Annotated in this window: 32 protein-coding genes; 12 read left to right on the forward strand and 20 right to left on the reverse strand. The window is 71.3% G+C overall.

What is annotated here, in order from left to right; translation table 11 throughout:
- Window positions 1–4 precede the first annotated feature (4 nt).
- The 5 genes from ACQEUX_RS21340 to ACQEUX_RS21360 form a co-directional block, all read right to left on the reverse strand.
- Complete coding sequence (locus ACQEUX_RS21340) at window positions 5–613, reverse strand: isochorismatase family protein (RefSeq protein ID WP_433051095.1); 609 nt, start codon at window positions 611–613, stop codon at window positions 5–7.
- Between the two features lie 81 nt (window positions 614–694).
- Window positions 695–1,447, reverse strand: a complete 753-nt coding sequence (locus tag ACQEUX_RS21345; RefSeq protein WP_433051098.1) for a lysophospholipid acyltransferase family protein — start codon at window positions 1,445–1,447, stop codon at window positions 695–697.
- 94 nt (window positions 1,448–1,541) lie between these two features.
- Window positions 1,542–3,602: an amylo-alpha-1,6-glucosidase gene (locus tag ACQEUX_RS21350; protein ID WP_433051101.1), complete on the reverse strand. Its 2,061-nt coding sequence runs from the start codon at window positions 3,600–3,602 to the stop codon at window positions 1,542–1,544.
- Window positions 3,602–3,973, reverse strand: a complete 372-nt coding sequence (locus ACQEUX_RS21355; protein ID WP_433051104.1) for an SCP2 sterol-binding domain-containing protein — start codon at window positions 3,971–3,973, stop codon at window positions 3,602–3,604. Before ACQEUX_RS21355 ends, ACQEUX_RS21350 begins: the two co-directional genes overlap by 1 nt.
- 255 nt (window positions 3,974–4,228) lie before the next feature.
- Complete coding sequence (locus ACQEUX_RS21360; protein ID WP_433051107.1) at window positions 4,229–4,645, reverse strand: CBS domain-containing protein; 417 nt, start codon at window positions 4,643–4,645, stop codon at window positions 4,229–4,231.
- A gap of 150 nt (window positions 4,646–4,795) precedes the next feature.
- Between ACQEUX_RS21360 and ACQEUX_RS21365 the strand changes: the two genes are divergently transcribed.
- A complete protein-coding gene (locus ACQEUX_RS21365) occupies window positions 4,796–5,041 on the forward strand; it encodes a nucleotidyltransferase family protein (RefSeq protein WP_433057035.1) in 246 nt (81 codons plus the stop codon).
- 18 nt (window positions 5,042–5,059) lie between these two features.
- On the opposite strand, the gene ACQEUX_RS21370 is transcribed toward ACQEUX_RS21365, so the two are convergent.
- The 5 genes from ACQEUX_RS21370 to ACQEUX_RS21390 all read right to left on the reverse strand — a co-directional run bounded on the left by ACQEUX_RS21370 (window position 5,060) and on the right by ACQEUX_RS21390 (window position 9,853).
- Window positions 5,060–5,500: a PPOX class F420-dependent oxidoreductase gene (locus tag ACQEUX_RS21370; RefSeq protein WP_433051110.1), complete on the reverse strand. Its 441-nt coding sequence runs from the start codon at window positions 5,498–5,500 to the stop codon at window positions 5,060–5,062.
- Window positions 5,501–5,635: 135 nt separating this feature from the next.
- Window positions 5,636–6,661 (reverse strand): aspartate-semialdehyde dehydrogenase, encoded by a 1,026-nt coding sequence (locus ACQEUX_RS21375; protein WP_433051113.1) that lies wholly within the window; start codon window positions 6,659–6,661, stop codon window positions 5,636–5,638.
- A gap of 194 nt (window positions 6,662–6,855) precedes the next feature.
- Window positions 6,856–8,193: a M16 family metallopeptidase gene (locus ACQEUX_RS21380; protein ID WP_433051116.1), complete on the reverse strand. Its 1,338-nt coding sequence runs from the start codon at window positions 8,191–8,193 to the stop codon at window positions 6,856–6,858.
- The gene (locus ACQEUX_RS21385) at window positions 8,190–9,479 is read right to left on the reverse strand and encodes a M16 family metallopeptidase (protein ID WP_433051119.1); all 1,290 of its coding nucleotides are present in this window, start codon (window positions 9,477–9,479) and stop codon (window positions 8,190–8,192) included. The genes ACQEUX_RS21380 and ACQEUX_RS21385 overlap by 4 nt, the downstream gene beginning before the upstream one ends.
- Window positions 9,480–9,640: 161 nt before the next feature.
- Window positions 9,641–9,853 carry a hypothetical protein gene (locus tag ACQEUX_RS21390; RefSeq protein WP_433051122.1) on the reverse strand — a complete coding sequence of 71 codons (213 nt, stop codon included), beginning with the start codon at window positions 9,851–9,853 and terminating at the stop codon, window positions 9,641–9,643.
- Window positions 9,854–10,126: 273 nt separating this feature from the next.
- Here ACQEUX_RS21390 and ACQEUX_RS21395 point away from each other — a divergent pair, with 273 nt between their 5' ends.
- The 3 genes from ACQEUX_RS21395 to ACQEUX_RS21405 all read left to right on the forward strand — a co-directional run bounded on the left by ACQEUX_RS21395 (window position 10,127) and on the right by ACQEUX_RS21405 (window position 11,992).
- Window positions 10,127–11,221, forward strand: coding sequence for a 3-deoxy-7-phosphoheptulonate synthase (locus ACQEUX_RS21395; protein WP_433051125.1), 1,095 nt, complete (start codon window positions 10,127–10,129; stop codon window positions 11,219–11,221).
- Window positions 11,222–11,540: 319 nt separating this feature from the next.
- The gene (locus ACQEUX_RS21400) at window positions 11,541–11,774 is read left to right on the forward strand and encodes a hypothetical protein (protein WP_433057037.1); all 234 of its coding nucleotides are present in this window, start codon (window positions 11,541–11,543) and stop codon (window positions 11,772–11,774) included.
- A 23-nt stretch (window positions 11,775–11,797) separates the two neighbouring features.
- On the forward strand, window positions 11,798–11,992 hold the full coding sequence (locus tag ACQEUX_RS21405; RefSeq protein WP_433051128.1) for a hypothetical protein: 195 nt from the start codon (window positions 11,798–11,800) through the stop codon (window positions 11,990–11,992).
- Window positions 11,993–12,056: 64 nt separating this feature from the next.
- Here ACQEUX_RS21405 and ACQEUX_RS21410 read toward each other — a convergent pair whose 3' ends face one another.
- Genes ACQEUX_RS21410 through ACQEUX_RS21420 form a run of 3 tightly spaced genes read right to left on the reverse strand, consistent with a single transcriptional unit; the run spans window position 12,057 to window position 13,332 of the window.
- A complete protein-coding gene (locus ACQEUX_RS21410; protein WP_433051131.1) occupies window positions 12,057–12,596 on the reverse strand; it encodes a DUF1360 domain-containing protein in 540 nt (179 codons plus the stop codon).
- A gap of 59 nt (window positions 12,597–12,655) precedes the next feature.
- Complete coding sequence (locus ACQEUX_RS21415; protein ID WP_433051134.1) at window positions 12,656–12,994, reverse strand: SRPBCC family protein; 339 nt, start codon at window positions 12,992–12,994, stop codon at window positions 12,656–12,658.
- Window positions 12,994–13,332 (reverse strand): DUF6158 family protein, encoded by a 339-nt coding sequence (locus ACQEUX_RS21420; RefSeq protein WP_433051137.1) that lies wholly within the window; start codon window positions 13,330–13,332, stop codon window positions 12,994–12,996. Before ACQEUX_RS21420 ends, ACQEUX_RS21415 begins: the two co-directional genes overlap by 1 nt.
- A 133-nt stretch (window positions 13,333–13,465) precedes the next feature.
- Here ACQEUX_RS21420 and ACQEUX_RS21425 point away from each other — a divergent pair, with 133 nt between their 5' ends.
- Together ACQEUX_RS21425 and ACQEUX_RS21430 are read left to right on the forward strand one after the other, a co-directional pair.
- Window positions 13,466–13,888, forward strand: coding sequence for a hypothetical protein (locus ACQEUX_RS21425; protein ID WP_433051140.1), 423 nt, complete (start codon window positions 13,466–13,468; stop codon window positions 13,886–13,888).
- 25 nt (window positions 13,889–13,913) lie between these two features.
- Complete coding sequence (locus tag ACQEUX_RS21430; protein WP_433051147.1) at window positions 13,914–14,243, forward strand: DUF3817 domain-containing protein; 330 nt, start codon at window positions 13,914–13,916, stop codon at window positions 14,241–14,243.
- 47 nt (window positions 14,244–14,290) lie between these two features.
- Here the strand turns inward: ACQEUX_RS21430 and ACQEUX_RS21435 are convergent, their stop codons facing one another.
- On the reverse strand, window positions 14,291–14,773 hold the full coding sequence (locus ACQEUX_RS21435) for a DUF6232 family protein (protein WP_433051150.1): 483 nt from the start codon (window positions 14,771–14,773) through the stop codon (window positions 14,291–14,293).
- 537 nt (window positions 14,774–15,310) lie between these two features.
- Here ACQEUX_RS21435 and ACQEUX_RS21440 point away from each other — a divergent pair.
- Window positions 15,311–16,288, forward strand: coding sequence for an NlpC/P60 family protein (locus ACQEUX_RS21440; RefSeq protein ID WP_433051153.1), 978 nt, complete (start codon window positions 15,311–15,313; stop codon window positions 16,286–16,288).
- 73 nt (window positions 16,289–16,361) lie between these two features.
- Here the strand turns inward: ACQEUX_RS21440 and ACQEUX_RS21445 are convergent, their stop codons facing one another.
- From ACQEUX_RS21445 to ACQEUX_RS21460, 4 genes are all read right to left on the reverse strand, one after another.
- The gene (locus ACQEUX_RS21445) at window positions 16,362–17,351 is read right to left on the reverse strand and encodes a sigma-70 family RNA polymerase sigma factor (protein WP_433051156.1); all 990 of its coding nucleotides are present in this window, start codon (window positions 17,349–17,351) and stop codon (window positions 16,362–16,364) included.
- 374 nt (window positions 17,352–17,725) lie between these two features.
- Window positions 17,726–18,682 (reverse strand): N-acetylmuramic acid 6-phosphate etherase, encoded by a 957-nt coding sequence (murQ, locus tag ACQEUX_RS21450; RefSeq protein ID WP_433051159.1) that lies wholly within the window; start codon window positions 18,680–18,682, stop codon window positions 17,726–17,728.
- Window positions 18,679–19,593, reverse strand: a complete 915-nt coding sequence (locus tag ACQEUX_RS21455; RefSeq protein ID WP_433051162.1) for a MurR/RpiR family transcriptional regulator — start codon at window positions 19,591–19,593, stop codon at window positions 18,679–18,681. The genes murQ and ACQEUX_RS21455 overlap by 4 nt, the downstream gene beginning before the upstream one ends.
- A 76-nt stretch (window positions 19,594–19,669) precedes the next feature.
- Window positions 19,670–20,686: an NAD-dependent epimerase/dehydratase family protein gene (locus ACQEUX_RS21460; protein WP_433051165.1), complete on the reverse strand. Its 1,017-nt coding sequence runs from the start codon at window positions 20,684–20,686 to the stop codon at window positions 19,670–19,672.
- Between the two features lie 104 nt (window positions 20,687–20,790).
- On the opposite strand from ACQEUX_RS21460, the gene ACQEUX_RS21465 reads away from it, so the two are divergent.
- Complete coding sequence (locus ACQEUX_RS21465) at window positions 20,791–21,483, forward strand: SDR family NAD(P)-dependent oxidoreductase (protein WP_433051168.1); 693 nt, start codon at window positions 20,791–20,793, stop codon at window positions 21,481–21,483.
- Here the strand turns inward: ACQEUX_RS21465 and ACQEUX_RS21470 are convergent.
- Complete coding sequence (locus ACQEUX_RS21470) at window positions 21,468–22,187, reverse strand: dTMP kinase (protein WP_433057039.1); 720 nt, start codon at window positions 22,185–22,187, stop codon at window positions 21,468–21,470. The two genes, ACQEUX_RS21465 and ACQEUX_RS21470, sit on opposite strands and share 16 nt — an antisense overlap.
- 78 nt (window positions 22,188–22,265) lie before the next feature.
- Here ACQEUX_RS21470 and ACQEUX_RS21475 point away from each other — a divergent pair, with 78 nt between their 5' ends.
- From ACQEUX_RS21475 to ACQEUX_RS21490, 4 genes are read left to right on the forward strand one after another with little or no spacing between them, the layout of a single operon-like run.
- Window positions 22,266–22,955 carry a nucleotidyltransferase family protein gene (locus tag ACQEUX_RS21475; protein ID WP_433051171.1) on the forward strand — a complete coding sequence of 230 codons (690 nt, stop codon included), beginning with the start codon at window positions 22,266–22,268 and terminating at the stop codon, window positions 22,953–22,955.
- On the forward strand, window positions 22,952–23,227 hold the full coding sequence (locus tag ACQEUX_RS21480) for a hypothetical protein (RefSeq protein WP_433051174.1): 276 nt from the start codon (window positions 22,952–22,954) through the stop codon (window positions 23,225–23,227). Before ACQEUX_RS21475 ends, ACQEUX_RS21480 begins: the two co-directional genes overlap by 4 nt.
- Window positions 23,228–23,237: 10 nt before the next feature.
- The gene (locus ACQEUX_RS21485; RefSeq protein ID WP_433051177.1) at window positions 23,238–24,014 is read left to right on the forward strand and encodes a metallophosphoesterase family protein; all 777 of its coding nucleotides are present in this window, start codon (window positions 23,238–23,240) and stop codon (window positions 24,012–24,014) included.
- The gene (locus tag ACQEUX_RS21490; protein WP_165435832.1) at window positions 24,005–24,148 is read left to right on the forward strand and encodes a GPGG-motif small membrane protein; all 144 of its coding nucleotides are present in this window, start codon (window positions 24,005–24,007) and stop codon (window positions 24,146–24,148) included. Before ACQEUX_RS21485 ends, ACQEUX_RS21490 begins: the two co-directional genes overlap by 10 nt.
- A gap of 123 nt (window positions 24,149–24,271) precedes the next feature.
- Here the strand turns inward: ACQEUX_RS21490 and ACQEUX_RS21495 are convergent, their stop codons facing one another.
- Entirely contained in the window at window positions 24,272–25,045 is a 774-nt protein-coding gene (locus tag ACQEUX_RS21495; protein ID WP_433051181.1) for a peptidoglycan DD-metalloendopeptidase family protein, read from the reverse strand.
- Window positions 25,046–25,067 lie beyond the last annotated feature (22 nt).

Raw genomic sequence — 25,067 nt, forward strand, 5'->3', positions numbered from 1 at the left:
CGCGTCAGCTCCGCACGCCGGCGAGGGTCGCGCCGGTCACCTCGTCCACGGTCCGGATGGTCGCGAAGCGGCCAGCCAGCGCGTACTCGGTGCGGGTGACGATCTCCTCGTTGGTCAGGGTGCGTGGGTCGGCGAGGATCTCCGCGACCGTGGCGGTCTCCGGCAGGTCCCGGTGTGGGATGGGGAAGGTCAGTGTGGCGTCGGTGACGAAGGTCATCCGGTAGCCGAGGTCCGCGCCGATCCGAGTGGTGGTCTCCACGCACTGCTCGGTGCGGATGCCACAGACGGTGATGTCGTGGATGCCGGCCTGGGTGAGCAGCTGCTGGAGGTTCGTGGTGGTGAACGCGTTGTGCGCGGTCTTGACCAGCGTCGGCTCACCCTCGGCCGGGACCAGCCCGTCGATCAGCCGCACATACCCGACGGCGGGGTCGAACAACCCACCGGTGCCCGGCTCGGAGTGCAGAACCCACACCACCAGATCGCCGCGCTCCCGGGCGGCGGCGACCAGCCGTTCGACCTGCCGGATCAGGTCGGGGTTGGAGCCGTACGCCCAGATCGGGCGCTGACGGAAGGACTCTTGCACGTCGATCACGACGAGTGCTGCTCTGCTCATGACTGAAGATCCTGACCGGACGGCGGCCACGCTGGGAGACACCATCATGCCCAGGTGCGGAACGATCCGGCCACCTCGACGTCAGGCGCTGGGGGTGTGCTGCTCGGCGGCGGCGTCCAGAACGGCGGCCTCCTCCGGCGTGGGCGCGCTGCCGCCCAGGTGCGCGGGCTGCCACCAGGAGTCGTCCGGCCCGGCGGGCGCGTCCGGGTACTCCCGCTGGGCCCGGTCGACGAGCGCGCTGAGCCGGGTGGTCAGTTCGTCGGCCAGCAGGTTCGGGTCCGAGAAGTCCGCCGGGCTGATCGGCTCGCCGATCAGGATGGTGATCGGCGTGTGCCGGCGGGTGAGCGTGCGCGGCCGGCCCTTGGTCCAGAGCCGCTGGGTGCCCCAGAGCGCGACCGGCAACACCGGCACCTTCGCCGAGCGGGCCATCCGGACGGTGCCGCTCTTGAGCTCCTTGACGGTGAACGACCGGCTGATCGTCGCCTCGGGGAAGACGCCGACGACCTCGCCGCTCTTGAGCGCGCTCACCGCCGCCCGGAACGAGGCCGCGCCGGCCTGCCGGTCCACCGGAATGTGCCGCATCCCCCGCATCAGCGGGCCGGAGATCCGGTGCGTGAAGACCGACTGCTTGGCCATGAACCGGACCAGCCGACCCGACGCGTTCGCACCCAGGCCAGCGAAGATGAAGTCGAGGTAGCTGACGTGGTTGCTGGCCAACACCGCCCCGCCGGTGCGGGGTACGTGGTGGGCGCCCTCGATGGTGATCTTCAGGTCGAGGACCCGGAACAGCGTCTTGGCGGTGGCGATAACGGGCGGGTACACGAGCTCCGGCATCCGCAGAATCTACCCTGCCCGGCTGAAGTTCGGCTGGGTGGCGAACCGGCGGCGGCGTGGGCTACGCGCCACCGCCGGTTTCGCGTCGGCCCGGTCAGTCGGCGAGGTTGTCCAGGTCCAGTCGGCCTCGGGCGAACGCGTCCATCCGACCCCAGCGACCCGGGATGTCCAGCACCTCGATGCGGCCCATCCCCACCGGCAGCCGTGGCTCGACCGCCAGGTGACCCTCGTGCGGCTCCAGACCGAGCATGGTGCGCAGGAGCAGCAGTGGCGTACCGGTCGACCAGGCCTGCGGGCTACACGCCGTCGGGTACTCCACCGGGAACTTGGTCAGCTCCCGCGGGTAGCCGCCGAACGCCTCCGGCAACCGGCCATCGAAGTAGGTCGCCGCATCCAGGATGCCGCTGGCGATGGTCGCGGCGTCCTCGGCGAAGCCGTACCGGCGCAGGCCCCAGGCGATGAACGAGTTGTCGAACGGCCAGATCGTGCCGTTGTGGTAGCCGATCGGGTTGTACCGTGCCTCCCCCTCGGCGAGCGTGCGCACGCCCCAGCCCGAGAAGAGCCGTGGCCCCACCAGGTGCTCGGCGAGTTTCTGCGCCCGCTCGGGTTCGACGATCCCGCTCCACAGCAGGTGGCCGATGTTCGAGCTGAGGACGTCGCACTTACGGCCGTCCGGGTCCAGGGCCAGGGCGTAGAACTCCCCGTCCTCCACCCACCAGTCCCGGTTGAACCGCTCCTTCAGCTGCGCCGCCTCCCGCTCCAACTGGTCGGCGAACTCCGGGTCGTCCCAGAACTCGCGAGCCATCCGGGCCGCGCGCATCTTCGCGTCGTACGCGTACCCCTGCACCTCGCACGTTGCCCGTGGGAACGGCGGCAGGGTGCCGTCGGAGTAGGAGATCGAGTCCCAGGAGTCCTTCCAGCACTGGTTCTCCAGGCCGGTGTCCGTGTTGCGCCGCTCGTACCAGATGTAGCCGTTACCGACCAGGTCGGCGTAGTTGTCGATCCACCTCAGCGCCGCCCGCGACTCCTGCTCCAACTCCTTGACCAGGGCGACGTCGCCGGTCCACCGCTCGTACTCGTCGAGCAGCACGACGAACAGCGGCGTCGCGTCCACCGAGCCGTAGTACGGCGAGTGCGGCTGCTCCTCGAAGGCCGCGGTCTCGCCGTAGCGCATCTCGTGCAGGATGCGCCCGGGATCCTCGTCCCGGAAGTCGTCGAACCGGCTGCCCTGCAGAGACGCGAGGATGCGCAGCGTCGTCTTCGACAACTGCGGGGTGAATGGCAGCGTCTGCAGGCAGGTGAGGATGCTGTCCCGGCCGAACATGGTCATGAACCACGGGAGGCCGGCGGCCGGCAGGGTGGCGCCGCCCAGCGACAGCGGCGAGAAGCGCAGCGCCGCCAGGTCGATCAGACTGCGCCGGTACGTGCTGGCCACCCGCCCGTGCTCACTGTTGACCTTCGGTGCGTCCGCGATCCACTGCTCCAGGTCGTGCTGGAGGGCGAGCCGTTCGCCACCGTGCACCCGAAGCCCGATCCGCAGGTCCCGACCCCCGGGCCCGAGCGCGTGGGTCTGTACGTCGATCTCGGTTTCCCACTGCTCGTTGGGCTCCAGGTGGACGGTGTACGCGAACCCCTTGCTGTCGTAGCGGGCCGACATCGACGAGGAGATGATCGTCTCCCGCCGGAAGTTGCCCCGGCGGTACCCCAACCGCAGCCGTTCCGACTCGACCTCGGTGTAGATCTCGCCCTTCTTGTTCAGGATCTCGTCCTTGACCTGGAACAGGTCGGCGAAATCCGACGCCGCGTCCATCCGGATCTCCAGGTCGACCGGCTTCTCGTCGTGGTTGAGGATGGTGAGCTGCTCCCGGAAGCTGCCGCCCACCGCGCGCTCCCGGATGATCGACAACTTGGCGTCGACGTAGTGCGTGGCCATTCCCGGCACCAGGAAGAACCGGGACTCGAAGTACTGCAGATCGTCGAAGGAGAGCGAGTTGAGCCGCTCGCCGTTGACCGTCAGCACCCAGGTGGACAGGAACCGGGTGTCGATGGAGAACAGCCCGGTCGGCTCGCTCGGCGTCGCCTCGATGTCACCGGTGTCCTCGCAGACGACGAACGTGTTGCCGTCCAGGATCCGGATCGTGTTGCTCTGTCCCATCAGTCCACCTCTCCCACGAAACGCCGACGTGGCCCACGCGCGTCCGGGGAACCCGGGAAGATCCGCTCCACCTGTACGACGAGCCGAGCGTCACCCGACACCGTCATGTCCCCCCGCAACAGAGCGGCCAGGCCGTGCTCGCGGCCCGCGGTGATGTCGTCGAAGAGGACCGGGCTCGCCCCGATGACGGTGTCGGCCTCCTGGTCCTCCTGGCTCACGTTGATCCGGCCGTGGTCGATTCTCAGCAGCCAGTGCCGGGTCTGCGCCCCCTCGTGCAGGTCGATGCGCATCGTCCCGGAGGTCTTCGCCAGCAGGGGTTCGTACCCCCGCCGGTCCAGGTCCTCGAAGAACCTCGTGGTCGCGTCCACCATCGGGTCCACTCCTCCCAGTTGCCGGGCCCGGGATCCCACCCACCGCGCTCACGTCGCGCGGACGGCCGGCGTTGCACGTCCCCGCACGGGTCCCCGTCAACTCACCGCTCAACCTCGCCCGAATCGGGTGACCGGCCGGGCGGTGTCGGACGCCCCGGGTAGCGTGCCCGCCAGGCGGGACGTCCAGCCTGGCCCGGACACGGCAGCGCCGGCCCTCCCCGGGAGGGGAGGACCGGCGCGCCCGCGGCGGACGGGTCAGTTGTTCGGGTCGTCGGCGCTGATGTCCGCCAGCACCGACTGCGGTTCACGCTCGACCGCGAGGTCACCCATCGAGACCAGCCCGACCAGGCGGCCGTCGTCGATCACCGGCAGCCGGCGCACGGCGTACGTACGCATCAGGTCCGCAGCGGCCACCGCGTCGTCGTACTGGCTCACGGTGACCACGTCGCGGGTGGTGATCTGGCTCAGCCGGGTCGAACCCGGGTCCATGTTCTCCGCGACACCCCGGACAGTGATGTCCCGGTCCGTCACGATACCGACCACGCTGTCGCCGTCGGTCACCACCACGTCACCAATCGCGCTGTCACGCATCTCCTGCGCGGCGGCGATGAGCGTGTCGTTGCCGTCCATCGTCACCAACCGGGTCGTCATGAACTCTCCGACCGTTGTCATGGTGCTCCCCTCTCGGTGTCGGCCCGACCCGTCTACCCGCCGCCCGGGAGGGGGTAACGCCGATGGCCCGGCGGCTATCGGTCCGGGCGTCGCAGTTCGTACAGGACACTGCTGGTCACCGGCGCCACGCCCGCCCCTCGGGGCGACCCGATCGAGCCGTACCGCAGCGTGGGCGAGGCGGTCGCCACCTGGCCGGAGTACGCGACCGCCGTGGCCGTCTGCCGGGATTCGGCCGACCGGCTGGCGGTCTGTGCGCCGTACGGCCTTGCGGATCTGCTGAGCGGGGTATGGCGGCACAACCCGGCCCGGGTGGGCGTGGCCCTGTCCCGGCAGCGGTTGGCCCGACACCGACCCGCGCAGCGCTGGCCTGGGGTGACCGTGATCGAACCGGGCTGACCGGCGGCGACGGGCGCGTCAGACCTGGGGTGGCATGCCGTAGATCCGCTCCACGTGCAGGCGCAGCACCAGCCGCCCCTCGTCGACCATGGCCTGGCGGTATTCGTCCCAGTCCGGGTGCTCGCCGCGCAGCCCCCGGTAGATCGCCACGAGCTCCTCGACAGTCTCGTCGCCGGCCTCGGCGGCCGGCGGGGTCAGCTCGGCGCGGCCCTCGACCACCGCGTACGCCCAGCCGTCCTCGCTGCCGACGTGGAAGCTGGCCCGCGGGTCCCGACGCAGGTTGGCGGTCTTGGCCCGGCCGTCGGTGACCGAGACCCGGATCAGGCCCGAGTCCCGGTCGAAGGAGTAGACCACGGTGGACAATTGTGGCCGCCCGTCCCGCTTGATCGTCGCGAGCACACCCATCGAACGGCCCGCTATCAGATCGGTCAACGCCTGCTGGGTGCGGTCATCCGGCACGATTTCCTCCAGGTAGGACGAAGGGCTTCATCCCATCCAAGCACGACCGGCGGACCTACGCGCCGAACCACCAGCGACCCCCGGAACGGGGCCGGGCCCCCGCCGACGTCGGCGAGGGCCCGGTGACGGCGACGGTCAGCGACGCTCGGCGGCGACCAACTCGGCGAGTTGCACCGCGTTCAGCGCGGCGCCCTTGCGCAGGTTGTCGTTGGAGCAGAACAGGGCCAGCCCGTACTCCACGGTCTCGTCGGCGCGGATCCGGCCCACGTAGGTCGGGTCCTGGCCGGCGGCCTGCAACGGCGTCGGCACGGCAGTCAGCGCCACCCCGGGCGCGTCGGCCAGCAGCTCGTGGGCGCGCTGCGGGGTGAGCGGCCGGGCGAAACGGGCGTTGATCTGGAGCGAGTGGCCGGTGAAGACGGGCACCCGAACGCAGGTGCCGGACACCTTGAGGTCGGGGATCTCCAGGATCTTGCGGCTCTCGTTGCGGAGCTTCTGCTCCTCGTCGGTCTCGAACGAGCCGTCGTCGACGATCGATCCGGCCAGCGGGAGGACGTTGAAGGCGATCGGTTCGGCGAACGAACGTGGTGCGGGGAACTCCACCGCCGACCCGTCGAAGGCCAGCCCGGCGGCGTGCTCGGCGACCTTGCGGACCTGCTCGTCCAGCTCGGCGACACCGGCCAGCCCGGCACCGGAGACCGCCTGGTACGTCGAGACGACCAGGCCGACCAGGCCGGCCTCGGCGTGCAGCGGGCGCAGCACCGGCATCGCGGCCATCGTGGTGCAGTTGGGGTTGGCGATGATGCCCTTCGGGCGGTCGGCGGCCGCGTGCGGGTTGACCTCGGCGACCACCAGCGGCACCAGCGGGTCCATCCGGAACGCCGAGGAGTTGTCGATCACCACGGCTCCGGCCTCGGCGACCCGGGGTGCCAACTCCTGGGCGGTGCCCTTACCGGCCGAGAAGAGCACGATGTCCAGGCCGGAGTAGTCCGCCGTCGCGGCGTCCTCGACGGTCACCTCGCCGTCGCGCCACGGCAGCGTTCGCCCGGCGGACCGCGCCGAGGCGAACAACCGCACCTGCTCCGCCGGAAACTCGCGCTCCGCCAGCACCCGCCGCATCACGCCACCGACCTGGCCGGTGGCCCCCACAATGCCGATCCTCATGCCCGCGAGGCTACCCAGCCCGCCCCCACAACCGGGAGCCCTTTCCCACCCCCCGGGTCCCGCATCACACCCACCCGCTCCACGCCCACCTTCGTTGATCATGAAGTTGTCGCCGCGACACGTCGGGCCAGGTGACAACAACTTCATGATCAACGGGGAGGGACAGGGTCGGCGGTGGGGGCGGTGGGGGTGGGTTAGGTGATCAGGTCGCCTAGTGCGGTTGCCGTCAGGTTGTCCCGGATGATGGCGGCGTCGCCCTCGATGACCAGGGTCAACGCGTCCGGGTGCAGGTGGGTGGCAGCCGCGGCGGAGACCTGGTCCACGTCGGCGGCGAGCAACGACTCACGCAGCCGAGCGTGATAGTCGTCCGGCAGGTCGTGCACCACCAGCGTGGTCAGCGCGGAGGCGATCGCCCGAGGGCTCTGCAACTCGACCGAGAGCTGCCCGGCGCGCCAGGACCGGGCGACCTCCAGCTCATCCTCGGTCACCCCGCTGACCTGGGTACGGGTGATCTCGCCCACCGCCTCGACCAGGGCCGGTGCGGTGACCGCCGTCTGCACCCCGGAGCTGACCGCGAACCGCCCGAACCGCCGGGACGAGGCGAAGTCACCCCGGATGCCGTAGGTGTAGCCGTGCACCTCGCGGAGCAGGTGGTTGAGCCGGGAGGTGAACGCCCCGCCGAGCACCGTGCCGGCGAGCGTCATCGGCACATGGTCGGGGTGCGCCCGGTGCGGCGACGGGTGGCCGAGCCGCAGCGTGGACTGCACCGAGCCGGGCCGGTCCACCAGGATGATCCGTCGGCCGGTGTGCAACGGCACCTCGATCGGACCGCCCCGCTCGGCCGGGCCGCCGCCGGTGCCGGCGAACGCCGCGGCGCCCAGCGCGTCGAGGTCGATCCGGTCCAGGTCACCGGCGACGATCAGAGTGCCGGGGCGCAGGAACCACTCGGAGTGGAAGACCGTCACGTCCTCCACGTCCAGCCCGGCGACCGACTCCGGGTCGCCGTGCATCGGACGCCCCCAGCGGTTCTCCGCGCCGAAGAGGTCCCCGCGCAGCGCGGCGTCGGCGCGCGGACCGGGGTTGGCCCAGTCCATCCGCAGCGCGGTCGCCTCGTCGTCACGGACCCGGCGCACGTCGGCCGGATCCAGCCTGGGCGTACGGACCGCCTCGGCGAGCAGCTCCACGGCCGCGCTCAGTCGGTCCACCGGGATCACCACGCTGGCCTGGAACGAGTCCCAGTCCAGCCCGGTCATCAACGCGGTGCCGAGCCCTTCGACGGCGAGCGCGTACGCGGCGGCGTCCCGCTGCGCGGTCCCCTCCTCCAGCGCCTTGGCCAGCACCCCGGACAGGCCCTCCTTGCCGACGGGCTCCTGGCCCGCGCCCACGTCGAGCAGCAGCAGGGCCACGGCGAGGTTCTGCCCGGGCAGGTGCGCGGCGACAACCTGACCACCGGCCACGGCACGCCGGACCACCGGCGGGAACCGGTACGGGCGGGCGGCGCCCGGGCCGGGACGGTCGGCGATCAGCGTCATGAGGTCTCCTCGGGCAGGTAGGTCAGGGTCACCCGGTCGGTGGCGAGCACCTCGGCGGCAGCCTCGGCGATCTGTTCGGCGGTGACCGCGAGCAGGGCCGGCAGCTGGTCGGCGACACGGGCCGGGTCACCGAACTGCGTGGCGTACCGCCCGAGCAGGTCCGCGCGCCCATCCACCGTGGACAGCTGACGCCACCAGCCGGTGCTGAGCAACGCCTTTGCCCGGTCCAGCTCCGAGGCGGTGACCGGCACGGTGGCCAGTTCGTCGACGACCTCGGCCAGCCCTTCGGCCAGCCGCTCGGCGCTCACCCCGGGGCGGGCGGTCGCGGTGGCGATCAGCGGCGCCGGGGCGTGCGCGAGGTCCACCCCGTACGCGCCGACCAGGTCCGGCTGGGCGATCCTCTCACCGTCGGCGAGCCGCTGGTAGAGGCGACTGCCCCGGCCGCTGCCCAGGACGGTGGCGAGCACGGTGATCACGTTGTACGCCGGGCTGCCGAACGGGTAGCTGCGGTGGGCGATGTACACCCGCGGCGCTGGCACGTCGGCGCTCACCGACTCGACGGCCTCCCGCCCGGTCGGCGGGACGCTGCGGCCGTCGGGAGCCGGCGGGATGTCGTCGCGCGCGGGCAGCGCGCCGAAGTACTTGTCGGCCAGCGCGAACACATCCGAGGCGGTGGCGTCGCCGACCACGGTGAGCACCGCGTTGTTGGGCGCGTAGTACGTCTGATGGAACGCCTGGAAGGTGGCGAGGTCGGCGGCGTTCAGGTCGGCCATCGAGCCGATCGTCGCGTGGTGGTAGGGGTGCCCCGGCGGGTAGAGCAGTGGCAGCAACCGCAGCCAGGCGTCGCCGTACGGGACGTTCTCGTAGCGCTGCCGGCGCTCGTTCTTGACCACGTCCCGCTGGTTGTCCAACGTCTCCTGGGTGAGCGCGGGAACCAGGCCGCCCATCCGGTCGGCCTCCAGCCAGAGCGCCAACTCCAGGTGCTCGGCCGGGACCGTCTCGAAGTAGTTGGTCCGGTCCGGATTGGTGGTGGCGTTGAGCGAGCCGCCGGAGCCCTGGATCAGCTTCATGTGCTCGGTCTTCGCCACGTTCACCGAGCCCTCGAACATCAGATGCTCGAAGAGGTGGGCGAATCCGGTCTGCCCGGCCGGCTCGTGCCGGGAGCCGACGTCGTACCAGAGGTTGACGGCGACGGCGGGCGCGGTGCGGTCCTCACTCACCACCACGCGCAGGCCGTTGTCCAGTCGGGACGTCTCGATGGGCCAGGGGTAACCGCTGTCGGGCATGCCCCGACGCTATCCGATCTCGCGGGCGGAAAGGTGACGTGCGGTCCTCGGCGAGCCGACCCCGGGGCACCGAGGCCGCCGCGACCCGGACGGACACGCCGCGCCTGGTGGCTCGCGGTCGCGTCCGCCGTGGGGGTCGCGCGGGGCCCGGGGGCGGCCGCTCAGTCCGGCGGCTCGACGGCGACGGTCTGATCCGAGGTACGGCGTTCCAGCACCGTGTCCGGGGCTGCGTTCTGGTCCGCCTCGCGGACGTCCGACTCGGCGAGGATGGCCTCCGCCTGCGCCTCCGGGTCGTCGCTGCCCACCGTCTCCTCCTCGGGCAGGAGGTGGGCACGGGACTCCACCCGGTCCTGATCGCTCTGCTCGTCTGTCATGGGACCCCTGTTACCCCGACCTCGCCCCCGGCACGCGATGTTCGCCCCGCATCTTGGGACGACTCGGCGGGCACCCGCGTCCGTTCGGGTACGCTGGTCCCGTGACGCGTTCGTATCGATGGTTTAGGCAGCCGGCTCGCAAGCCGGTGACTTCACCATGAACTGACGTCACCACGGACCGAGCCGGCTGGGCAGGAGCTGTCGTTCCTGCCCTTTTGCGTACGAGCAGCCGGCTCGTCCCGGGCACCGGCCCCGGGCACGGTCGGCGGAAGGATGCCCACCGTGACGACCCCGGAGACCGATCGGGTCAGCGATCAGCGGATCGACCGTGTCGTGCCGCTGACCACACCCGCCCTGCTGCACCACGAGTTGCCCCTGGACGCCCCGCTCGCCTCGGCCGTGCTGAACGGCCGCCGTGAGGTGGGGCGGGTGCTGGACCGTGCGGACGACCGTCTGCTGGTGGTGGTCGGCCCCTGTTCGGTGCACGACCCGGCGGCCGCACTCGACTACGCCCAGCGTCTGCGTACCGCCGCCGACCGGCTGGCCGACGACCTGCTGATCGTCATGCGGGTCTACTTCGAGAAGCCGCGTTCCACGGTCGGCTGGAAGGGCCTCATCAACGACCCGGGCCTGGACGGCAGCGGAGACGTCAACACGGGCCTGCGGCTGGCCCGGGCGCTGCTGCTCGACGTGCTGCGCCTCGGCCTGCCGGTCGGTTGCGAGTTCCTCGACCCGATCACGCCGCAGTACATCGCCGACACGGTGGCCTGGGGCGCGATCGGCGCCCGCACCGTGGAGAGCCAGGTGCACCGGCAGCTCGCGTCCGGCCTGTCCATGCCGATCGGTATGAAGAACCGCCCGGACGGCAGTATCGGCACCGCCGTGGACGCGATCCGCGCCGCCGGTGTGCCGCACGTCTTCCCCGGCATCGACTTCTCCGGCACCCCGGCGATCATGCACACCCGCGGGAACACGGACGGGCACCTGGTGCTGCGCGGCGGGGGTGGCCGGCCCAACTACGACGCGGAGTCCGTCGCCGGCGCGCTCGACCTGCTCCGGGCGGCCGGGTTGCCGGAGCGGCTGGTGATCGACGCCAGCCACGCCAACAGCGGCAAGGACCACCGCAACCAGCCGCTGGTCGCCGCGGACGTGGCCGCTCAGCTGGCCGCCGGCCAGCGCGGCATCACCGGCGTCATGCTGGAGTCGTTCCTGCTGCCCGGCCGGCAGGAACTCGACCCGACCCGGGAGCTGGAGTACGGCCGGTCGGTCACCGACGCCTGCCTCGGCTGGGACGACACCGCCGAGGTGCTCGACCACCTGGCCTCCGCTGTGCGGGCCCGCCGGGCCACCCTGCCGACGATGGCCTGACGGCGTGACGGCCGTCACCGCGGCCGGTGGAACACGGGCGGGGGTCGGCCCGTTGACAGGGGTGTCGGTGTGTCCAGTGTCCCCGGGCCTCACCTAAACAGCCTTCGCGGAATACCGTTCGGCTGGAGCCGCGCAGTGCCACTCGCCGAGAGGCGACCTGCACACCGACACCAGTGCCGCCCCCGGCCCACCGGCCGGGGGCGGCGCTGTCTGTAGGCCCCAGACCCGGCCGAGACGGCCGGCCGGTATCGCAGGGTCGTCGGCCGGAGGCCGCAGACGGGCCACTGGCGTGACGTTTGACCGATTCCGGCCCGGGTAGCTGATCGGCGTGACCGACGACGCACCCGACGCCGGCGAGCCGGACACCCGGGCCATCGACGACCTGCTCGACGACATCTACCGTGCGCAGGAGCGGGTCACCCAGGCGGACATCTACCGCCACGCGGTGGCCGCCGAGCTCCCGCCGGACCTGCTCGCCCGCATCGACGCGCTGCCCGAGGGCGAGTACTCGGTGGACGAGGCCAGCGACCTGCTCGGCGGCTCCGTCGCCTGAGCGACCGCAGAAGGGACATCGACATGACGCACCACGAGGACGACGACGAGAAGGTGCGGGCGATGGGTCAACCGCCGAAGGGCAGGGACACCACACCCGAGCCGGACTTCGCCAACGAACACGACCGCACCGCCGTCGACCGGGACATCATCACCGGGGCGGACGAGGACGAACGGGAGCCGGAGTCGCCGCACGGCTGGTCCGGCATGCAGCGTTGAGGCGTACACACCAGCGGGGGTCGGCAATCGCCGGCCCCCGCTGGTGTGTGTGCTCGTTGTCCGGTCAGTCGTCGCCGTGCCCACCCTCGGCGGCATGCTGCGCCGTCGCGTACGCCATCTGCAGGAAGTCGGACGCGGCGACCGCGGTCAGCGCGGTGGCCACCAGTCGGGTCAGCCGGGGCGCGAGCACCAGGCCACCGGTGAGCCCGGTGGCCACCCAGACCGCCAGGCAGAACGGGCAGCTCAGCAGTTCGCCGATGGCGTGCCGGGTGGAGCTGCCCGAGTCGCGGACCTGCTCCATCACCTCACCGCTGCCGATCGGACGGTCGTAGCGGGTGAACGGCGCCCGCAACGGGCTGGTCACCGCGTCCTTGGACAGCAGCCGGCTCAGCTTGTGGGTGGCGATGGAGAGCAGCACCACGTCGGACGGGGCGGGACGCTCCGGCACCGGCCGACCGGTCACCCTGACCAGACCGGCGAGCGCCCCGGTCACCCCGGCGTAGACGCCCATCGCCGCCAGGTAGCCGCCGAGCGGCCGGTGTTCGTGGGGCGCGTACGCCCGGCGCAGCCGCGCCGCCTTCTGTCGCAGGCCAGTGTCGGTCACCCGGTCTCCTCAAAAGTCGTGGGGTGCGGAAGCGGCGTACCGCGCGCCCAGGGGCGGCCTCAGCCGGCCTGGAGGTTGTCGGCGACCTCGCGGACCAGGTTGGCGAGCGCCTCGTCGGCCAACTGGTCCGGGCCCGGCCCGCCCGACCCGTCGGCCAGGTCGAGCTGGATCCGGGTGCCGCCGGAGTCCGCCGGCTCCACCCGGATCTCGGCGGACCAGTCGTCGCCATCACCGTCACCCCAGCGCGCCCGCAACTCCTCACCGCTGATCTCGGCGGCGGGGCTGCCGTCGCCGCGCAGCGGCTCCGGCAGCCAGGCCGAGGCGCGGGCGGGGTCGGTGGCCGTGTTGAAGACCACCTCGGGTGGCGCGGACATGCCGCGCACGGCTCGCGCCGGCATCAGGCGTCCCGCAGGCGGCTCGGGTCGACCTCCCGGCCCGGATGACGGGCCAGGTACTCGGTCTCGAGTTCCGCCGTACGCCGCAAATGGTTGGCGAGCGCGGAGTCCGCCGCGTGCCGCAGGGTGTCCAGGCGGGTGCGGTGCAGGCTGTGCATTTCGCGGATCAGATCCTCGTCGGTCAACTCCGTCGGGTCGATGCCGAGCAGGTCGCCGTCGAGACCCGTTGCGCCCGCCGGGTCGGCGAGGGGATCGCCGCCCCACTCGGGCACCCGCTGCTCAGGGCTCATGTCCGTGCTGCCGCTGGACGCAAAGCCGTCCTCACGTATCGATCCGGTCATCGTCGCCCCCCTGATGTCGTTTGGGCTGGCGTCTAGACGGATGCCCAGACCTGGTGACGCCAAACCACCCCGACCACCTGACGACTACGACACGGTGTCGGAGACCGCCGGGGTCCCCGGTACCCTCGATGCCATGAGGCGGCTCTGGACCCCGGCGTGGATCGCGCGTCACGTGGCCATGGTCGTGTTGGCCGTGGGTTTCCTCGGGCTGGGTTGGTGGCAGATCAGCCGGGCCACCGCCGGCAACAGCCTGAGCTGGGGGTACGCGGTCGAGTGGCCGATCTTCGCAGGCTTCGTCGTCTACGTCTGGTGGCGCGAGGTGAAGCTGGCCCGGCGTAGGGCGGAGGAGGCCGACGCGCCACCGGCTGATCCGGCCGCCGAGCCGGCGCGGGCTGTCACCACCGGCTCCCGACCGGCGGTACGCCGACCGGTGCGGGTGTCCCGGGTGCCGGCTGCCGAGGACGCCGTGGAGGACACGGACCTGACCGCCTACAACCACTACCTGTCATGGTTGAACGCCAATCCGGGCGCCCGGCCCGGTGACTATCCCGGCTGAGCCGGGCTCGGAAGGACGGACGAAGGTGGGCGCTGCCCTTACCCGGTACCGCGTGATCGCCTGGATCGTGGGCGTGGTGCTGATCCTGCTGGTCGTGATCGGTATGCCACTGAAGTACGCGTTCGACAACCCGGTCGTGGTGGAGACGGTGGGGCCGGCGCACGGCTTCCTTTACATGATCTACCTGGTGGCCGCGTTCGACATGAGCCGCCGAGCCGACTGGCCGCTGAAGCGGATGCTGCTCGTGATGTTGGCCGGCACCGTGCCGTTCGTCTCGTTCTACGCCGAGCGCCGGGTCAGCGCCTGGGTGGCCGCGCCGCAGGAGGAACGGGCTCCGGAGCCGGTAGCCCGCTGAGCGGCCGGTGGGCCTCGCCTGTTCGGCGCCGGCCCGCCTCCGTCGGGTCAGCGGCTCGGCCGCCACGGGTCGGCTGAGGCGAGCGGGTCGACCCAGCCGCCGTACCGGTTCACTTCCCGGGCCCGCAACAGCGCCCGGGTGACCTGGCCGAACTGCCGCTCGTCGTCGGCGCTGAAGAGCAGCACCTCGGTTCCCCGGTACCACCCCCACAGCTCGTACGGCGGGGGCCGCCAGCGATCGCCGACGAGGGCGAGCGCAGCCGGCAGCAGGAACACGGCGCCGAGGATGAGGTACGCCCCGGCGGTCAGGCGTTGCAGCCCGCCGGTGAAGCCGAGCAGCAGCCCGACGCCGGCGAGCATGGTGGCGGTGATGACGACGGCCCGGACGGCGATTCGGTCGTGCGGGCCCCGGGTGGTCCGCAGGTGGGTCAGGTCAGCGACACGGTACGTGGTTCGACAGACGGTGAACCGGTCGACGGTCACGATGATGCCGGGCCGCGCGTACAGCAGGGTCGAGCGGGCGCCTGGCACCGTTCGCGGCGGTCGCGTCCTTGCGCCTTCACGGTTCACGGTTCCTCCCGCGGGGACGGTTGGCCGAGGTGGCCGGCCGTGACAGGCATCGCTACCTGTCGACGGGATTCCCGGCTCCGGTCTTCATTGTGTTGGGGCATCGCCAGCCGACCTGGGCATTTGCGGGCTCCCGACAGCTCACCCAAGCGGGGGACATCGCCGAGAAACAGCATCCATTTCGGGTTTTATCGGTTATGGGGCGCAGGAATCCGGCGGCATACGCCCGGAACGACGAAAGTCGCATGTCCGACAACAGGCCGTAAAGAGGGCGCCGAACCTCTCGCAGCAAGCGTCAGCAGTCACGGTGGCGCCAGCCAGCGCAGGGGCATGACCGGCCACTTCTCCAACATTCGCCCCTGCTTCAACTGCGGGCGACATCCGTCCCGGGTTAGGTTGGGCGAGCCGGTCCGGCCCAGTGCCGTCCGCCCGGATGGCCCCGGCCGGTGTCGCCGAGGGCGTCAGCAGCCCCGGCGGCCGTGGGAGAGGGGCCTTCCGCTCTTGTCATCCCTGAGAAACCTGCTGCGCACCGTGGCGCTGGCCGGCATGTCGGCCGCGCTGATCGCCCCGACGGCGGTGGCCCGTGCCGAGCCGTCCCCCGCCGACCTGACCCGCCGGATCGAGACGTCCTCGGCCGAGTTGGAGCGGGTCGTCGAGTCGTACAACAAGCTCCGTGAGGAGATCAAGACCAACGAGGCCGCGGTGGCCCGATTACAGGCCCGCATCGGCCCACTGGAACAGCAAGCCGAGCAGAGCCGGGCCGACGTGGCCGAGCTGGCGACCACCGCGTACAAGAGCGGCGGCTGGCGGACCGCGGACGCCCTGCTGCGTCCCGGCGGCTCCGCCGCGATGCTGGACCGGCTCGGCACGCTCGACCAGCTGACCCGTCAGCGGCAGGAGCGTATTTCGGGATTCACCGCCGACCAGCAGCGGCTGGTCGACGAGAAGGCCCGCCTGGACGCCACACTGACCCGGCAGGCCGCGCGGGCCCGTCAGCTCGCGGCGGGGAAGAAGCAGATCGAGGAGGACCTGGCCAAGCTGTACGAGCTGCGCCGACAGGCGTACGGGGCGGCCACCGAGCGGCCCGAACCCACGGCTGCGGCGGCTGAGGCGAAGAACGTTCCCGCGGTGGCCGGTGATGCCGGCGCGGCGGTGCGCTACGCATTCGGCGCACTGGGCAAGCCGTACGTCTGGGCGGGCGACGGGCCGAACGGCTACGACTGTTCCGGGCTGACCTCGGCGGCCTGGCGGGCGGCTGGGAAGTCCCTGCCGCACAACACCCGGATGCAGTGGGGTGTGGTCGCCCACATCGGCCGGGGCGACCTACGCCCGGGCGACCTGGTCTTCTACAGCGGGCTCGGGCATGTCGCCCTCTACGTGGGTGGCGGCCAGGTGATCGACGCGCCGAGCGCCGGTCGCAACGTGCTCAAGCGGGGCATGAACATGATGCCCATCCAGGGCTACGGCCGGGTCCGCTAGGCACGACCGACAAACGGCGAACGGCCGGCGTCCCCCTATCGGACGCCGGCCGTTCGCCGTCATTACTACCAGGTCAGGCTGCCTGCAGCCCCTCCGCTCGGGCCAGCTCACGCAGCCGGCCGAGGGCCTGGATCTCCAACTGCCGGATCCGCTCCCGGGACAGCGAGAACCGGGACGCGACCTCGGTGAGCGAGTGCTCGCGGCCGTCCTCCAGCCCGTATCGGGCCCGCATGATGCCGGCGGACCGGTCGTCGAGGTGGTTGAGCAGCCCTTCGATGCGCTGCCGCTCCAAGCCGCTGAGGACGATGTCCTCCGGCGACGGCGCGTCACTGTCGGCGACCAGGTCGCCGAGGTTCGTGTCGCCGTCGTCGCCCACCGGGGTGTCCAGCGAGACGGTGTCCTGCGACCAGCGGCGCAGCTCGTTGACCCGCTCGACGGTGACGCCGAGGGCGGCGGCGATCTGCTCCGGCTCCGGGTCGCTGCCCAGCTCACGGGTCAGCTGCCGAGCCACGTTGCGCATCCGGTTGACGTCCTCCACGAGGTGCACCGGAAGACGGACGGTGCGCTCCTGCTGGGCGATCGCCCGGCTGATCGCCTGACGGATCCACCACGTGGCGTAGGTGGAGAACTTGTAGCCACGCTCGTAGTCGAACTTCTCGACCGCCCGGACCAGGCCGGTGTTGCCCTCCTGGATCAGGTCCAGCATGGGCATGCCCGAGCGCACGTAGCGGCGGGCGATCGACACGACCAGTCGGAGGTTGGCGCGGATGAAGAGATCCTTCGCGCGCTCCCCCTCGACGACCAGCCACTCCAGGTCGGCCCGGTCGACACCGGCGGAGACGGCTTCCTCACCGAGCAGGTGCTCGGCGTAGAGGCCGGCCTCGATCGCCTTGGAGAGATCGACCTCCTTGGCGGCGTCCAGCAGTGGCGTCCGGGAGATCTCGTGCAGGTAGACGCCGACCAGGTCGCGCTCCTCGGCAACCTCGTCGGTTCGCATGCCGATGTTCTTGTCCACGTTGCCCACGGTCCCCTCGCTCGCGCCGGTTGCCCGGTTCCTTGCCATTCCCCACGTCCGTCAGCCCCTGGTAACTTCTGCTGTGCCCATCAGTGCTGACACCTACACAACAGATGAGACGTGTCGGGGATTCCATGTCGTGAGTCGAAAGTGTCACGAATGCCTGAGTAGTAGCTGAGAGCACGGTCCATGTTTGCTGTCAGTACCCGTCGGGTGGCTCGCCGCTGGGCACCGCGTACGGGCCCCAACCATGGCAACACCGCCCGCCGCGGGGGCACAGCGACCCGGGTCACCACGACGCTGCGATCCTGGTCACTGCCAGATACGCACCGGTGGACCGGTCGGTTCATCCACGGGGGTGTTATTACCCCCCGGCCAGTTGAACAATCCGGAGCCCGGTTCGCTTCCCGGGGCGTGGGGGGCTAGGAGGCGAGCAGGGCGAGGGCGCCGCGCACCTGGTCCGCGGAGCGGGCCAGTGCCGCCCGGGCGGCGTCGACCTCCGCGCCGGAAACCAGGGAGACGAGCGCCGTCTTCAGGTCGCCGTCGGCCTCGGCGAGGGCCCGCTGGGAGACCTCCTCCGAACAGCCGGTGGCCTCGATCAGGATCGAGATCATTCGTCCCCGAAGCTTCGCGTTGGTCGCCACCATATCGATCATGAGGTTCGAGTAGACCCGCCCCAGGCGCACCATGACGGCGGTCGAGAACGTGTTGAGCACCAACTTCTGTGCCGTGCCCGCCTTCATCCGGGTCGACCCGGTGACCACCTCGGGTCCGGTGTCCACCCCGATGAACACGTCGACCGACCGGGCGGCCTCCGCCTCCGGATTGGCGCAGAGCAGCACCGTCGAGGCGCCCTTGGCGCGAGCCGCGGCGAGCGCCCCGAGGACGTACGGGGTGCGCCCGCTGGCCGCCAGACCGACCACCAGGTCACCGGCGCGCACACAACTGGCTGCCTCGACCTCGCCGGTCCGGTCGTCGTCCTCGGCGTCCTCCACGGCGCGCCACATGGCGTCCGGGCCGCCGGCCAGGTGCGCGCAGAACCAGTGCCGGGGCGAGTTGAACGTCGGGGCGAGCTCGGCCGCGTCGAGCACACCGAGCCGACCGGAGGTGCCGGCCCCGAAGTAGTGCACCCGGTGGCCGCCGCGCAACGCCGCGACCGCCAGGTCGACGGTGGTGGCGATCTCGTCGAGCACCGCGGCGACCGCCGCCGGCACCCGCCGGTCGGCCTCGTTGATGACGGTGAGCACGTCCCGGGTCGACATCAGGTCGAGGTCGACGCTGAGCGGGTTACGCCGTTCGGTGGGGGCGCCCACCCGGACCGTCGGGCGGGCGGAGGGTGCTGGCATGTCCTCGTCCGGCTCCACCGCACCGGCGGTCATGCCCGCCTCCGGTTGGCACCCACCCGGTGCGACTGGACCGCCTCGGCGGTCGACTCGAGGGCCTTGCGCGCCCGGGCCCGGTTGCGGGCGGCCACCCCGACGAAGAGGCAGTCGACGACGGTGAGCTGGGCCAGCCGGCTGGCCGTCGCACCGGAGCGGTAGGTGGTCTCGCGGGCGGCCGTGGTCAACACGAAGTCCGCCACCTCGGTGATCGGCGAACGCGGGAAGTTGGTCAGCGCCACGGTGACGGCGCCCCGCGTACGGGCCTGCTCCAGCACCTCGATCACATCGGAGGTGGTGCCGGTGTGCGAGATGCCGATCGCCACGTCACCCCGGCCGAGGAGAGCGGCCGAGGTCAGCGCGGTGTGCACGTCCGGGAAGTAGAACGCGATCCGGCCGATGCGGTGCAGCTTCTGCTGGAAGTCCGAGGCGACGAACCCACTGGCGCCGGCGCCGTAGATGTCGATCCGACCGGCACCGTTGATCGCCTCGACCACCTGCTCACAGACGGCGGGGTCGAGTTGCTCGGCAGTTTCCTCGACCGCGCGGGCGTCGTTGAACGCGATGGTGGCGATGATCTGGGCGAGGTCGGCGCCCGGCGGGATGTCACCGCCGACCACCCGGGCGTCCGGCGGCTCGATCCGGCGGGCGGCCTCGGCGGCGAGCCGGATGCGCAGTTGGGGGTAACCGTCCATGCCCACCGAACGGCAGAACCGGATGACGGTCGCCTCCGACGTCTCCGCTGCGGTGGCGAGGTCGGTGATGGTCCGCCGGGCGGCGGCGGCCGGGTCGGACACGACCAGCCGGGCAACCCGCTGCTCGGCGGGCGACAGCGACGGCAACAGCCCGCTGATGTGGACGATCAGCCCACCGGGCTCGTGACTCGCAGAAATCTTCGGACTCTTCGCCACGGATGAAACTTACTTTCACCAGGCGTGAGCGTCAACTACGACTGTCCGAGGGGAGGGAAAGCGCGGTTGGCCGGGATCACCCGTTGCGCACAGCCTGCCACTCCCGCAGTACCGCCGCCTCATCCACCGGGTCGAGTCCACCCTGCCGTACGGCGGCCGGGTGCGCTGTCATCCACGACGCGGTCGCCCGAACGGTGTCGGACAGCGGACGGACCGCCAGCCCGGCCTCCAGAGCGGGTCGGGCGTCCCGGTCCATCAGGCCTCCCCCTTCCGGCAGGCGCACCCAGAGCGGCAGAGCCCGCTCGCCCGACCACTCGCGTACGTCCCGGGACAGCAGGAACTCCTGATCGACCCAGGTGAGGACGGGATCGGCGACGCCCAGCCCAGCGGCAACCCCGGCCAACAGGTCAGCCCGGGACATGGCCGGGCCGACTGCGTCGTACGTGCCGGCGAGACGGGCCTCGGCGGCGTGCAGCAACCAAGCCGCCAGATCGGCGACATCCACGAACTGCACCCGGTCGGTCGGCCGTCCGGGTGCGAGAACCTCCCCACCGGCCGCCAGCCGCCGCACCCAGTACGGAAAGCGGTCGCTCGGATCCTCCGCACCGACGATCAGCCCCGCTCGGCAGACGAACGATCGGGCCACGCCCATCCGCTCCCGGACCAACCGCTCGATGCTCACCTTGCACTCGCCGTACCAGCGGTGGTCCGCACCGACCGGACCGTCCACGTCCGGCGGGGCCGGGGCCAGCACCGGCGCGTCCGTCGCCGTCTGCCCCGGGGTGGTGTTGTCCGCGTACACCGAGATCGTCGACACGAACGACCAGTGGCCGACGTGGTCGGCCAATGCGGCGAGTGCGTGGCGCGCATGACTGACCTGGCGGGTGACGTCCACCACCGCGTCGAAACCCTCGCCGCCAAGCGACACCAGCGCGTCGGGATCGTCCCGGTCGACCGGCACGAACCGGGCCCCGGTCGGTACGACGCCGGACACGCCCCGCGCGGCGCAGGTCACGTCGTGGCCCTGCCGGACGGCGAGTTGAGCCACTGCCCGGCCGAGGAACCGGGTGCCACCGAGAATCAGGATCCGCATCCGCCGATCCTGCGCCGCCGGTGACCGATTGCGCCAACCACTCTGCTCTCGGCAGAGCGTCGGCCGGCCGACGGGTCACCGGAGCGGGCGCTAGCGTGTGGCGCATGGCGGAGCGCAGCGTGTTGGTGACCGGAGGTTCCGGCGGGCTCGGCGGGGCGGTCGTCGCCGCGTTCGTCGAGACGGGCTGGCGGGTGGTCGTACCGGAGCGGAAGGCCCGGCCCGGTCCGGAGCCGGCGGAGGACGGGCTGGTCCGGGTGGTCGCGGACCTCAGCGATCCAGCGGGCGCGGCGCGGGCCGTCGAGGCCGCCGCCGGTGAACCGGCGGCACCGCTGCGGGCGGTGGTCAACCTCGTCGGTGGGTACGCCAGCGGCGGTCTGGTGCACGAGACGCCGGTCGAGGACTTCGAACGGATGCTCACCGTCAACCTGCGGCCGACCTACCTGGTCACCCAGGCCGCGCTGCCCCATCTTGTGGCGGCCGGCGGCGGCGCGGTGGTCTGCGTCTCGAGCCGCGCGGCGGTCTCCCCGTTCCCCGGCGCGGCCGGCTATGTCACCTCGAAGGCGGCGGTGCTGGCCTTCGCCAACGCGGTCGCGGTGGAGTACCGGTCCCGCGACGTGCGCTGCAACACCGTGCTGCCCAGCGTCATCGACACCCCGGCGAACCGGGCCGCCCAACCCAACGCCGACCACTCCCGCTGGGTGGCCCCGGACGAGATCGCGCCGGTGATCCGTTTCCTCGCGTCGGCGGAGTCCGCCCCGACCAGCGGCGCCACCGTCCCCGTCTATGGGCGGGCCTGAGCCGCCAACGGGTTGACGTCACCCCGCGTCGGCGCGGAGGGCGGCGGGGACACGTCGGACGGCGGCCGGGTGGGGTCGGAGCCCTCGTCCGCTGGCAGCCAGGTTTCCAGGTGTGCCTGGATCTGCTCGGTAACCTCCTCGGCCGGGCGGCCGGCGTCCACCAGTACGAAGCTCGGGTACTCGGGCAGGGTCCGGTAGGCGGTGTCCGCCGCGGTCAGCCAGCTGATCGACTCGTGGTCGGTGCCACGCTCCTCGATGCGTCGGTACGCCTCGGCCGGGTCGACGGCGAGCAGGAAGGTCACCTGCGGCGTCGGAAACAGCCGGTAGCCGGCCCGGGCCAGCCGCTCCCAGCGGTGCCCACCGTTGGCTCGGATGCTCGCGTACTGGCAGGCCGAGTAGCGGTCCATCACCGCCGTACGGCCGGTGAGCAGGCAGCTGAGCAGGGCTGCGGCGATGGCCAGCCAGCGGAGCACGGACTCCACCGCCAACATGCCGTCGCGCCCGACGAGCCGCTGCGCGTCCGGCCGGCCGAGCCGGTTGGCGAGCCGGCCGAGCCAACGACGCCCGCTGGCGTTGCGGCGGTACTTGGCGGGGCGGCCGGCGGCGGTCAGCGCGTCGGCCAGCCGGTGTGCCTGGGTGGTCTTGCCCGAACCGTCGATGCCGATCAGGGCGACCGTGCGCAACCGGGCCCTGCGTCGTCGCATCCCCGTTGATCTGGCCACCCTCGACAGGTTATCCGACCCACGCACCGGCTCCGCCAGATTTGTGGTGCTTCATCCCTGTTGGCACCCGACCGCGACGCCAGCAGGTGTGGCCGACCGGAATGCCGGGTACGGGAGTTCGAATCAACCGCCTGTCCACCACACCACGACCGACGGGAGAACCAGATGGCTGAGCGCGGGGACGAGAGTCTGGTGGACACCCTCAAGAAGGTCGCCGCCGTGCTCAAGCAGTCCGAGATCCCGTTCGCCCTGGGCGGCAGCTTCGCCGTGTACGCCCACGGGGGCCACTCCAGCGAGCACGACGTCGACTTCCTGATCCGGGAGGCCGACGTGGAACGGTCACTCGAGGCCCTGGTGGCCGCCGGTTTCGTCGCCGAACGCCCACCGGAGGACTGGCTGGTGAAGGTCTTCGACAACGGGCGGATGGTGGATCTCATCCACCGGCCGATCGAGACGCCGGTGACCGAGGAGACGTTCGCCGACACGGTCATCCGGCCGGTGGACGCGATTCACATGCCGGTCCTGTCCGCCACCCAGCTGATGGTGCACAAACTGCTCAGCTTCTCCCAGCACTACTGCGACTTCGCCCGCGGACTGCCACTGGCCCGGTCGCTGCGGGAGCAGATCGACTGGGAACGGGTACGCAAGGAGACGCAGCACTCGCCGTACGCCGAGGCGTTCCTGGTGCTGCTGGACCGGCTGGAGGTGGTGCCGGCCACCGGCACCCAGCCAGGAGAGGGGACATCGTGACCCACCATCGCGACATCGGTGCAGGGCCACCGGACGAGTACGTCGAAGCGGAGATCCACCGGCTGCTCGCCGAGGACCCCGCCGTCGCCGAACAGGGGATCACCGTGGTCCGACGGGAACGCGCCCTCGTGCTCTACGGCGAGGTGGAGAGCCCGCACCGGCGTGCGGAGATCCTGCGCCGGGTGTCCGAGCGCTTCCCGGACGTACCGATCACCAGCGACATCGGGGTGATCCGCGCCCAGGCGCCCACGGAGATCGAGCAACTGCCCTGAGGGAGGTTCCATGGTGATCCGGATCGCCGCCGTGGGTGACGTGCATCTGGACGAGGACGTGGTCGGCCGGTTCCGACCCGCGCTGGAGGAGCTGCCGGAGTGCGCCGACGTGCTGCTGCTGGCCGGGGACCTGACCCGGCACGGCACCGAGGCCGAGGCGCGCTGCGTGGCGGAGGAGTTCGGCGGGTTGGCCGTGCCGGTGGTGACCGTGCTCGGCAACCACGACCACCAGTGTGACCAGGTGCCGCAGGTGGTCAAGGTGCTCGAGGACGCGGGCATCACCGTGCTGGAGGGCAACGGCGTGGTGCTGGACTGCGCGGGCGGCCGGCTCGGGATCGCCGGCGTCAAGGGCTTCGGCGGCGGATTCGCCGGGCGGTGCGCGAGCGACTTCGGCGAGCCGGAGATGAAGGCCTTCGTCCGGACCACGACCGACAGCGCGGACCGCCTGGGTGCGGCGCTGCGCTCCCTGGACTGCGACATGGTGGTCGCGCTCACCCACTACTCACCGGTGCCGGACACGCTGGCCGGCGAACCGTTGGAGATCTACCCGTTCCTCGGGTCGTACCAGTTGGGGCAGGCCATCGACTCGGCGCCCACGGCGCTGGCCCTGCACGGGCACGCGCATGCCGGCACCGAGCGCGGCACGACCCCCGGCGGGGTACGCGTACGCAACGTCGCGCACCCGGTGATCAAGCAGGCGTACAGCGTCTTCCACGTTGGCGATCAACTCGACACCGACCAGGTTTCTCCGATCGGCCAGTCGGGTAGTCAGAGGTCATGGAGCTGATTCTCTGGATTCTCGCAGTCGTACTCGTGGTCGCCGGCATCCTCGCGCTGTTCCGCCGGCAGATCCTGTGGGGCATCGTCCTCATCATTGTCGGGCTGTTGGTCGGCCCGGGTGGTGTCAGCATCTTCAATTGACGTTCGTACCTGGTAACACCGGGACCCGCCGGGGTCGCCGTGGCCGGAGCTTCGTCCTCCCGACAGGAGCGCCGGCCGCGGCGACCCCGGCGTTTTGCTGTGGTTTGACCTGGATGCGGCCGGTCAGCAGCGGGGGACGTTCGGGATGTAGCCCTCATAGCCGGTGTACACGTACGCGTCGGCGATGTAGCGGCCGGCGCCGATCCGGTCCCAGATCGAGCTGGTGCCGTACGTGCCGGTGACCGTGGTGCCGCTGGTCTGACAGGCGATGGTCACCCGGGTGCCGTCGGCGACGGTGCCCACCGAGGCGTACCCGGTGCCGGGGCCGGAGCGGACGGTCAGCGGGGTGCCGCTGGTGTCGACCGTGCCGTTGCCGCTGCCCGAAGAGCACCCGTTGTCACTGGTATAGGTCTTGGTGCCCCAGTACAGGGCGAGGCCGCCGTTGAAGCGGACCTGGATGTCGTTGCCGTCGAGGCGCTGCTCGTAGTGCAGGTGCGGGCCGGTTGAGCCACCGGTGCTGCCCACCCAGCCGAGCACCTTGCCGTAGCCGACCGTCTGGCCGACGGAGACGTTGAAGCCGTTGAGGTGGGCGTAATAGGTGCTGTAACCGCCACCGTGGTTGATTCGGACGTACTTGCCGTAACTCGTGCCGCCGAGGTCGGTAACCCGGTCGACGGTGCCGGGGGCGCTGGCCACCACCGGGTCGCCGAGGTCGTCGGTGCGGTTGAAATCGACGGCGTACGCCGGGCTGTGGCCCGACCGGGTCTGCCCGGACCAGGACTGGCCGCACGGGAACGGCACCTTGAAGGTCGGAGCGGCCAACGCCGGGCTCGCCGGCGTCAGTGCTCCCCCGACGAGCAGACCGGTCACCAGCAGGCTGATCCACCGCTTTCGCATACATCTCCTCCTATGTCGAAAA

The sequence above is a fragment of the Micromonospora sp. CA-259024 genome, from assembly GCF_050936255.1.
In the GTDB taxonomy this organism is placed as follows: domain Bacteria; phylum Actinomycetota; class Actinomycetes; order Mycobacteriales; family Micromonosporaceae; genus Micromonospora.

Bases quoted from the DNA above. Each gene is read 5' to 3' on its own strand.
- ACQEUX_RS21340 (WP_433051095.1), bottom strand. From the start codon at position 613: ATGAGCAGAGCAGCACTCGTCGTGATCGACGTGCAAGAGTCCTTCCGT.
- ACQEUX_RS21345 (WP_433051098.1), bottom strand. From the start codon at position 1,447: ATGCCGGAGCTCGTGTACCCGCCCGTTATCGCCACCGCCAAGACGCTG.
- ACQEUX_RS21350 (WP_433051101.1), bottom strand. From the start codon at position 3,602: ATGGGACAGAGCAACACGATCCGGATCCTGGACGGCAACACGTTCGTC.
- ACQEUX_RS21355 (WP_433051104.1), bottom strand. From the start codon at position 3,973: ATGGTGGACGCGACCACGAGGTTCTTCGAGGACCTGGACCGGCGGGGG.
- ACQEUX_RS21360 (WP_433051107.1), bottom strand. From the start codon at position 4,645: ATGACAACGGTCGGAGAGTTCATGACGACCCGGTTGGTGACGATGGAC.
- ACQEUX_RS21375 (WP_433051113.1), bottom strand. From the start codon at position 6,661: ATGAGGATCGGCATTGTGGGGGCCACCGGCCAGGTCGGTGGCGTGATG.
- ACQEUX_RS21380 (WP_433051116.1), bottom strand. From the start codon at position 8,193: ATGACGCTGATCGCCGACCGTCCCGGCCCGGGCGCCGCCCGCCCGTAC.
- ACQEUX_RS21385 (WP_433051119.1), bottom strand. From the start codon at position 9,479: ATGCCCGACAGCGGTTACCCCTGGCCCATCGAGACGTCCCGACTGGAC.
- ACQEUX_RS21390 (WP_433051122.1), bottom strand. From the start codon at position 9,853: ATGACAGACGAGCAGAGCGATCAGGACCGGGTGGAGTCCCGTGCCCAC.
- ACQEUX_RS21395 (WP_433051125.1), top strand. From the start codon at position 10,127: ATGCCCACCGTGACGACCCCGGAGACCGATCGGGTCAGCGATCAGCGG.
- ACQEUX_RS21405 (WP_433051128.1), top strand. From the start codon at position 11,798: ATGACGCACCACGAGGACGACGACGAGAAGGTGCGGGCGATGGGTCAA.
- ACQEUX_RS21415 (WP_433051134.1), bottom strand. From the start codon at position 12,994: ATGCCGGCGCGAGCCGTGCGCGGCATGTCCGCGCCACCCGAGGTGGTC.
- ACQEUX_RS21420 (WP_433051137.1), bottom strand. From the start codon at position 13,332: ATGACCGGATCGATACGTGAGGACGGCTTTGCGTCCAGCGGCAGCACG.
- ACQEUX_RS21425 (WP_433051140.1), top strand. From the start codon at position 13,466: ATGAGGCGGCTCTGGACCCCGGCGTGGATCGCGCGTCACGTGGCCATG.
- ACQEUX_RS21445 (WP_433051156.1), bottom strand. From the start codon at position 17,351: ATGGCAAGGAACCGGGCAACCGGCGCGAGCGAGGGGACCGTGGGCAAC.
- murQ (WP_433051159.1), bottom strand. From the start codon at position 18,682: ATGACCGCCGGTGCGGTGGAGCCGGACGAGGACATGCCAGCACCCTCC.
- ACQEUX_RS21460 (WP_433051165.1), bottom strand. From the start codon at position 20,686: ATGCGGATCCTGATTCTCGGTGGCACCCGGTTCCTCGGCCGGGCAGTG.
- ACQEUX_RS21465 (WP_433051168.1), top strand. From the start codon at position 20,791: ATGGCGGAGCGCAGCGTGTTGGTGACCGGAGGTTCCGGCGGGCTCGGC.
- ACQEUX_RS21470 (WP_433057039.1), bottom strand. From the start codon at position 22,187: ATGCGACGACGCAGGGCCCGGTTGCGCACGGTCGCCCTGATCGGCATC.
- ACQEUX_RS21485 (WP_433051177.1), top strand. From the start codon at position 23,238: ATGGTGATCCGGATCGCCGCCGTGGGTGACGTGCATCTGGACGAGGAC.
- ACQEUX_RS21490 (WP_165435832.1), top strand. From the start codon at position 24,005: ATGGAGCTGATTCTCTGGATTCTCGCAGTCGTACTCGTGGTCGCCGGC.
- ACQEUX_RS21495 (WP_433051181.1), bottom strand. From the start codon at position 25,045: ATGCGAAAGCGGTGGATCAGCCTGCTGGTGACCGGTCTGCTCGTCGGG.